Genomic DNA, 6,701 nt, shown 5'->3' on the forward strand with positions numbered 1-6,701 from the left:
CGTTCCCGGACGCCCCACACCCGCCCCGCCTGCCCCCGGCCCTCGCCGATCAGGCATCCCCGCCCCTCGCCTCGCCGCGCGACCCGGACGCGGACCTCGACTTCGGCGCGACCCGGGTCGAACGAGGCGCAGCGCCTCCTTCCGTCACTTCGGCATGGAGACACCGCTGAACGCCGGGCAGCGTCGGCCGGCCCGCGATCCCGGCCGGGCGAGGCGGGCGCTCACCCCCTCGTGACCGCCCGACGAGGCGGCGACGCACTGGGCGCGACCATGCACGGTGAGCAACAGTGCGGGCCGGGGGGCAACCTGGAGGACTCCGTCGCCGTCCGAGTAAGCGGGTAGGCTGCCCCGGCGCGCGCTCCGTCGTGAGCGCACGCCGGGGGCCTTTGATCCGCTACACGGGAGGAACCGGCTTTGCACGTCCAGGAGTGGCTCGAAACAGTGCCCCCGCTCAGCATCTACCTGCTGGTGGGGCTGGTCATCGGCCTGGAGAGCCTGGGCATTCCGCTGCCGGGTGAGATCATCCTGGTCTCCTCCGCGCTGCTCGCCTCCCAGCACGGTGAGATCGACCCGTTCGTCCTCGGCGCCTGTGCCACCGCCGGCGCGATCATCGGCGACTCCATCGGCTACGCCATCGGCCGCAAGGGCGGCCGTCCGCTGCTCGACAAGCTCAATCGAAGGTTCCCCAAACACTTCAGCGAGAGCAACATCGCCGTCGCCGAGCGCTCCTTCGACCGGTGGGGCATGTGGGCCGTCTTCTTCGGCCGCTTCATCGCCCTCCTCCGCATCTTCGCCGGCCCCCTCGCCGGCGTCCTGCAGATGCCCTACTGGCGTTTCCTCGTCGCCAACATCCTCGGCGGCATCCTCTGGGCCGGCGGCACCACCGCCGTCATCTACTACGTCGGCGTGGTCGCCGAGGCCTGGCTCAAGCGCTTCTCCTGGCTGGGGCTGGTGCTGGCCGTCCTGATCGGCGTCACCTCGATGCTGGTGATCAAGCGCAAGGCGAAGAAGGCGGCGGAGAAGGCGGAGGAGACCGAGGGGGATCTGGTGACCGCCGCGGACTAGCCGCGCCAACAGGCGCTCGGGGCCGTGTCGATGTGCGGCTCCGAGCGCGTGGGCGCGACCGGTGACATCCGGCCCGCGGACGGCCTACGCGCCGTACTCCTCCTGCGCTTCCCGGTGCGCCGCGGCCAGCTCCGTGTAGTGCGTCCCGTTCAGGGTCACCAGCTCCCGCTCCTCGTCGGTGAGCGGCCGCTTCACCTTCGCCGGCACCCCCGCCACCAGCGACCCCGGCGGCACGCGCATCCCCTGCGGCACCAACGCCTGCGCGGCCACCAGGGAACCCGCCCCGATCACCGCGCCGTTCAACACTGTCGCGCCCATCCCGATCAGGCAGTCGTCCTCGACGGTCGCCCCGTGCACCACCGCGTTGTGGCCGATCGAGACCCGCTCACCGATCGAGACCGGGAACCCGGGGTCGACGTGCAGCGTGCAGTTGTCCTGGACGTTGGCGTCGGCGCCGATGACGATCGGCTCGAACTCGGCCCGCAGTACGGCCCCGTACCAGACGCTCGACCCGGGCCGCAGCGTCACGTCGCCGATCACCACCGAGGTGGGGGAGACGAACGCGGCCTCCTCCACATGCGGCTTCCTGCCGCCGAATGTCGTGATCAGGGCCCGCTGCCGGTTCATCGCCGCCTCCTGGTGATGGATGAGGATCGGTCCTCACCCGCACCGTAAGGCATGGCGTGCGCATCCCGTGGGGTGAAGATCACAGCCGAACGGCGTCATGGGTGTGCCGGCCGGTGAGTACCGTGAGCGGGTGTCGAAGAGCAAGAACACGTTCTCGTCCTGGCGTGGCCGTCTCGTGCAGCGCGCCGTCCATGCGGGCTGGGCGTGGCTGCAGCGCACGGGATCGGTGACGGCCGACCGGCCCGGCCGCTTCCGGTTCGGTGCGATGGGAACAGGTACCAGGCTGGCCTTCCCGCTCGGCACAGTCTTCGGTGAGCCGTGGATCCATCTGGGCTCCCACTGCATCATCGGCGAGCAGGTCACCCTGACCGCCGGACTGATGCCCGACCTGGACCTCGGCGCGGAGCCGATCCTGCGCATCGGTGACGGTGTCGTCCTCGGCCGGGGCAGCCATGTCATCGCCGACACCACCGTCACCATCGGCAGCGACTGCTACTTCGGGCCGTACGTGTATGTGACGTCCACGAACCACTCGTACGACGACCCGCACGAGCCGATCGGCAAGCAGTGGCCGCGTATGGACCCGGTGTCGATCGGGCCGGGGTGCTGGATCGGCACGGGTGCGGTGATCCTGCCGGGGGCGCGGGTGGGGCGGAACGTGGTGGTCGCCGCGGGAGCGGTGGTGCGGGGGGCGGTGCCGGACCACTCGGTGGTGGCCGGGGCGCCCGCGCGGGTCGTGCGGCGCTGGGATCCGGTCGAGGGGTGGCAGCCGCCGATCCGGACGCCTGCCCCCGTGCCGATTCCCGACGGTGTCACGCCGGAGCAGTTGCTTGCGTTGGCCGAGTGGGACGCCGAGGAGGCCGGGGAGTCCGCCTAGTGGCTCGCAGTAGAGTTCGGTGAACGTCGGGTGCACCACATCCTGGCTCACCTCTTGGTTCACCGCGTTGAACTCCTTCATTGAGAATATTGGACGGAATGTGTCGGATCTCGACCTGCTGACCCAGTCCCTGGCGCGGAACGTCAAGCGCTGGCGCACCGAGCGGGGCTTCACCCTGGACGCCCTCGCCGCACGCGCCGGAGTCAGCCGCGGGATGCTCATCCAGATCGAGCAGGCCCGCACCAACCCCAGCCTCGGCACCGTCGTCAAGATCGGTGACGCCCTCGGCGTCAGCATCACCACGCTGCTCGACTACGAGCAGGGGCCCAAGGTCCGGATCGTCCCGGCCGAGCAGGTGGTCCGGCTGTGGCACACCGAAGCGGGCAGCTACAGCAAGCTGCTGGCCGGTGCGGAGGCGCCCGGCCCGCTGGAGATGTGGAGCTGGCTGCTGATGCCGGGCGAGGGCAGCCGCTCGGACCCGCACCCCGTGGGCACGGTCGAGATCGCGCACGTCACGGCGGGCGAGCTGACCCTCACCGTCGAGGGCGCCGAGTATCGCGTCCCGGCCGGTGCGAGCGTCACGTTCGAGGCCAACGCGGCGCACGAGTACGCGAATCAGGGAGATGCGCCCACGGAGATGGTGCTGACGGTGTCCGTGCCGGCCGTGCACTGAGACGTCGGACTGGCCGCCGGCGGGCCTTTGTTACCGTGCGGCCCATGCGCGCACCCATCGGAGACTTCGACCACGCCACCCCCGCCCCCGACTGCCTCGACGACCTCGTCGGCCCGGTCGCCGACGCCGTACGCGACTGGCCCGGCAGCGTGCCCGCCGACCAGATCCTGTACGTCGAGACGGATCCGGAGTGGGCCGACACCGCGGTGTTCGTCCAGCACTACGGGCAGGACCTGCTCGAACGGTCCGCGAACTGCGTGGTCGTCGCGGGCAGGCGCGGAAGCGAGTCGAGTCTGGCCGCGTGTGTCGTGCTCTCCACCGCCCGTGTCGACGTCAACGGTGTGGTCCGCCGCCGGCTCGGCGCCCGCAAGGCCTCGTTCGCGTCGATGGACACCGCCACCGGGGAGACCGGGATGGAGTACGGCGGCATCACGCCCGTCGGGCTGCCCGCGTCGTGGCCGGTCCTGGTGGACTCGGCCGTGGCCGACCTGCCGTACGTCCTGGTCGGCAGCGGACGGCGGCGCGGCAAACTGCTGGTGCCGGGGAAGGCGTTCGCGGAGCTGCCGAACGCGGTGGTGCTGGAGGGGCTGGGCGTGGCCTGACTGGCACACCCGGAAGGGCCGTGCGTGCCGGAACGCCGTCGCCGGGCCCTGGGCGCATGGCCCGGAACCCGGCGACGTACGGCACAGGGCCGGCTCAGGCGGCGGCGGTGCCCGCCTTGGCGCTGAGCTGGTTCAGGACCTCGGTGAGACCGGCGACGACCTCGGTGTCGTCGGCCGGGTGGGTCTCGGCGAAGCGGACGACCGAGCCGGGGATGGAGAGCTTGGCGTCCTCCAGGACCGTGCCACCGGCGATGCCGACGGCCTTGCGGGTCTCGTCCTGCGCCCACACGCCGCCGAACTGGCCGAACGCGGTGCCGACCACGGCGACCGGCTTGCCGGAGAGGGCGCCGGCGCCGTACGGGCGGGACAGCCAGTCGATGGCGTTCTTCAGGACGGCCGGGATGGTGCCGTTGTACTCGGGGGAGAAGAGCAGGAGGCCGTCGACCTGGCCGGCGGCCTCGCGCAGCCGTGCGGCGGTGGCCGGGAGGGCGGCCTCGGTGTCGAGGTCCTCGTTGTAGAACGGGACGTCGGCCAGACCCTCGTACAGCTCGATCTCGACGCCCTCCGGGGCGTACTTCACGGCGGCCTCGGCGAGCTGGCGGTTGTGTGAGCCGGCGCGAAGGCTGCCGACGAGCGCGAGGATGCGTACGGACATGAGCTGACTCCTAGCAAGGATGTGCACCTGGGGAAAAGCTAAGCGGACCGGGGTCCGTTGAAATTTGTAGCACCTATCCGGACCGGGGTCCACTTGTCTGTGGTGAGCGTTACGCTCCCTTCATGAAAGAGTCGCTGCCGCCCTTCCCGGCGCCTCAGGAAACCGACCCCCTCGACGGACTGCTGGACCTCGCCCCGACCCCCTCCGGCCAGCCCCGACTGCGCGCGGACGCGGCCCGCAACCGGACCCGGCTGTTGGAGGTCGCCGCCCGGCTCGCGGCGGACTGCGGGGCCGCCAACCTGACCATGGAGGCCGTGGCGACCGCCGCCGAGGTGGGCAAGGGCACCGTCTTCCGGCGGTTCGGCGACCGGTTCGGGCTCATGATCGCGCTTCTCGACCACCACGAGCGGGAGCTCCAGGCCGCGTTCCTGACCGGCCCGCCGCCCCTCGGTCCCGACGCGCCGCCCGTCGAGCGGCTCCGGGCCTTCGGCGCCGCCGTCATCCGGCACGAGTACGCCCACCGCGACCTGTATCTCGCGGCCTGTGCGGACGTCTCCCGCCGCCACACCAGCCCGGCCACGCAGCTCCGCCTCGGCCATCTGTGCATGCTGCTGCGCCGCACCGGGACGACGGGCGACGTCGAACTGCTGGCGCAGAGCATGCTGAGCTATCTGGACATCAGCCTCGTCGACCACCTGGTGGGGCGGCGGGGGATGCCCCTCGACCGGCTGGAGCTGGGGTGGGGGGACCTGGTCGCGCGACTGGTCGTGGCGGCCTAGTCAGGGCCTTGGACGTCAAGGCGTGGAACCGGGCACGTCGACCGGAGGGTGAACCTGGGCACGCCAACCGGAGACAGGCAAAGCGACCGCTTGGTAACTTGGGGGCGGATGTCGGAGAGCGGCCTCGTACGCCGCGCGAGCGGGAGGGGCCACATGACCGACGAGAACGGCGAGGGCGGGAACGGCGAGTCGGTCAAGGGAGGGAACGGCGAGGGCGGGAACGGCGAGGAGGGGCGCCCGGAAATCGTCGGCACCGGCTTCTTCACCTCCGTGGACGACGTCGCCGCGCGGCTCGCCGAAGCGGGGTACCTGGCCTCGACGGCCGTCGCCACCACCGTCTTCCTGGCCGACCGGCTGGGCAAGCCCCTGCTGGTGGAAGGCCCGGCGGGCGTCGGCAAGACCGAGCTGGCCAAGGCCGTCGCGCGGGTCGGTGCCGCCCGCCTGGTCCGGCTCCAGTGCTACGAGGGCATCGACGAGTCCCGCGCCCTGTACGAGTGGAACCACGCCAAGCAGCTGCTGCGCATCACCGCCGGGCGGGACGAGGCCTGGGACGACGCCCGCACCGACATCTTCAGCGACGAGTTCCTGCTCACCCGCCCCCTGCTGACCGCGATCCGTGGCGACGAGCCGACCGTGCTCCTCATCGACGAGACCGACAAGGCGGACGTCGAGGTCGAAGGGCTGCTGCTGGAGGTGCTCAGCGACTTCCAGGTCACCGTCCCGGAGCTGGGCACGATCACCGCCACCCGGCGCCCCTTCACGGTCCTCACCTCGAACGCCACCCGCGAGCTCTCCGAGGCCCTGCGCCGCCGTTGCCTCTTCCTCCATCTCGGCTTTCCCGACGCCGAGCTGGAGCGGCGGATCGTCCGGCTCAGGGTCCCCGGCCTGGACGACGCGCTCGCCGACTCACTGGTCCGGGTGGTCGGCGCGCTGCGCGAGATGGAGCTGCGCAAGGCCCCCTCCGTGGCCGAGACCATCGACTGGGCACGCACCCTGCTCGCCCTCGGTGCCGACACCCTCGACGAGACCGTCGTACGGGACAGCCTGGGTGTGATCCTCAAGCACCAGGACGACATCGAGAAGGCCGCGCGGAAGCTGACGCTGGTATGAGCGCCGGGGCCCGTGGTGCGAGCACGGCTCCAGGCTCTCTGGCCGAGCGACTGACCGCGTTCGTCAGGGCGTTGCGCGGCCATGGGATACGGATCGGGCCCGGCGAGACCGTGGACGCGGCGGCCGTGCTGGAGGTGCTGGGCCTCACCGACCGGGAGCGGATCCGGGAGGGGCTGGCGGCGGCGCTGCTGCGCGCCGACCGGCAGCGTGCCGTGTTCGACGCGGCCTTCGAGCTGTACTTCCCGCTCGGCGTGGGGGAGTTGACGGGGGCGCGGGGTGCGTCGGCCGGGGACCGGGACGAGCTGCGCGACCG

The 6,701-nt window shown here is 71.6% G+C and carries 8 protein-coding genes and 1 pseudogene; 7 read left to right on the forward strand and 2 right to left on the reverse strand.

Annotated elements, in window-relative coordinates:
- The first annotated feature begins 414 nt into the window (after window positions 1–414).
- Window positions 415–1,065, forward strand: coding sequence for a DedA family protein (locus AWZ10_RS25450; protein ID WP_046709946.1), 651 nt, complete (start codon window positions 415–417; stop codon window positions 1,063–1,065).
- An 84-nt stretch (window positions 1,066–1,149) separates the two neighbouring features.
- On the opposite strand, the gene AWZ10_RS25455 is transcribed toward AWZ10_RS25450, so the two are convergent.
- Window positions 1,150–1,692: a gamma carbonic anhydrase family protein gene (locus AWZ10_RS25455; RefSeq protein WP_046709945.1), complete on the reverse strand. Its 543-nt coding sequence runs from the start codon at window positions 1,690–1,692 to the stop codon at window positions 1,150–1,152.
- A gap of 97 nt (window positions 1,693–1,789) precedes the next feature.
- Here AWZ10_RS25455 and AWZ10_RS25460 point away from each other — a divergent pair, with 97 nt between their 5' ends.
- The 3 genes from AWZ10_RS25460 (at window position 1,790) to AWZ10_RS25470 (ending at window position 3,844) form a co-directional block, all read left to right on the forward strand.
- Window positions 1,790–2,569, forward strand: coding sequence for an acyltransferase (locus AWZ10_RS25460; protein ID WP_046709944.1), 780 nt, complete (start codon window positions 1,790–1,792; stop codon window positions 2,567–2,569).
- 100 nt (window positions 2,570–2,669) lie between these two features.
- Entirely contained in the window at window positions 2,670–3,242 is a 573-nt protein-coding gene (locus tag AWZ10_RS25465; RefSeq protein WP_046709943.1) for a helix-turn-helix domain-containing protein, read from the forward strand.
- A 44-nt stretch (window positions 3,243–3,286) separates the two neighbouring features.
- A complete protein-coding gene (locus AWZ10_RS25470; protein ID WP_060892089.1) occupies window positions 3,287–3,844 on the forward strand; it encodes a YbaK/EbsC family protein in 558 nt (185 codons plus the stop codon).
- A gap of 94 nt (window positions 3,845–3,938) precedes the next feature.
- Here AWZ10_RS25470 and AWZ10_RS25475 read toward each other — a convergent pair whose 3' ends face one another.
- Entirely contained in the window at window positions 3,939–4,499 is a 561-nt protein-coding gene (locus tag AWZ10_RS25475; RefSeq protein WP_046709941.1) for an NAD(P)H-dependent oxidoreductase, read from the reverse strand.
- A gap of 122 nt (window positions 4,500–4,621) precedes the next feature.
- Between AWZ10_RS25475 and AWZ10_RS25480 the strand changes: the two genes are divergently transcribed.
- The 3 genes and pseudogenes from AWZ10_RS25480 to AWZ10_RS25490 all read left to right on the forward strand — a co-directional run.
- Window positions 4,622–5,278, forward strand: coding sequence for a TetR/AcrR family transcriptional regulator (locus tag AWZ10_RS25480; protein ID WP_046709940.1), 657 nt, complete (start codon window positions 4,622–4,624; stop codon window positions 5,276–5,278).
- Window positions 5,279–5,431: 153 nt separating this feature from the next.
- Window positions 5,432–6,388, forward strand: a complete 957-nt coding sequence (locus AWZ10_RS25485; protein ID WP_244172541.1) for an AAA family ATPase — start codon at window positions 5,432–5,434, stop codon at window positions 6,386–6,388.
- Window positions 6,385–6,701, forward strand: a pseudogene (locus tag AWZ10_RS25490) (VWA domain-containing protein); the annotation flags it as partial. The gene AWZ10_RS25485 and the pseudogene AWZ10_RS25490, both read left to right, overlap by 4 nt.

It is taken from the genome of Streptomyces europaeiscabiei (assembly GCF_001550375.1).
In the GTDB taxonomy this organism is placed as follows: domain Bacteria; phylum Actinomycetota; class Actinomycetes; order Streptomycetales; family Streptomycetaceae; genus Streptomyces; species Streptomyces europaeiscabiei.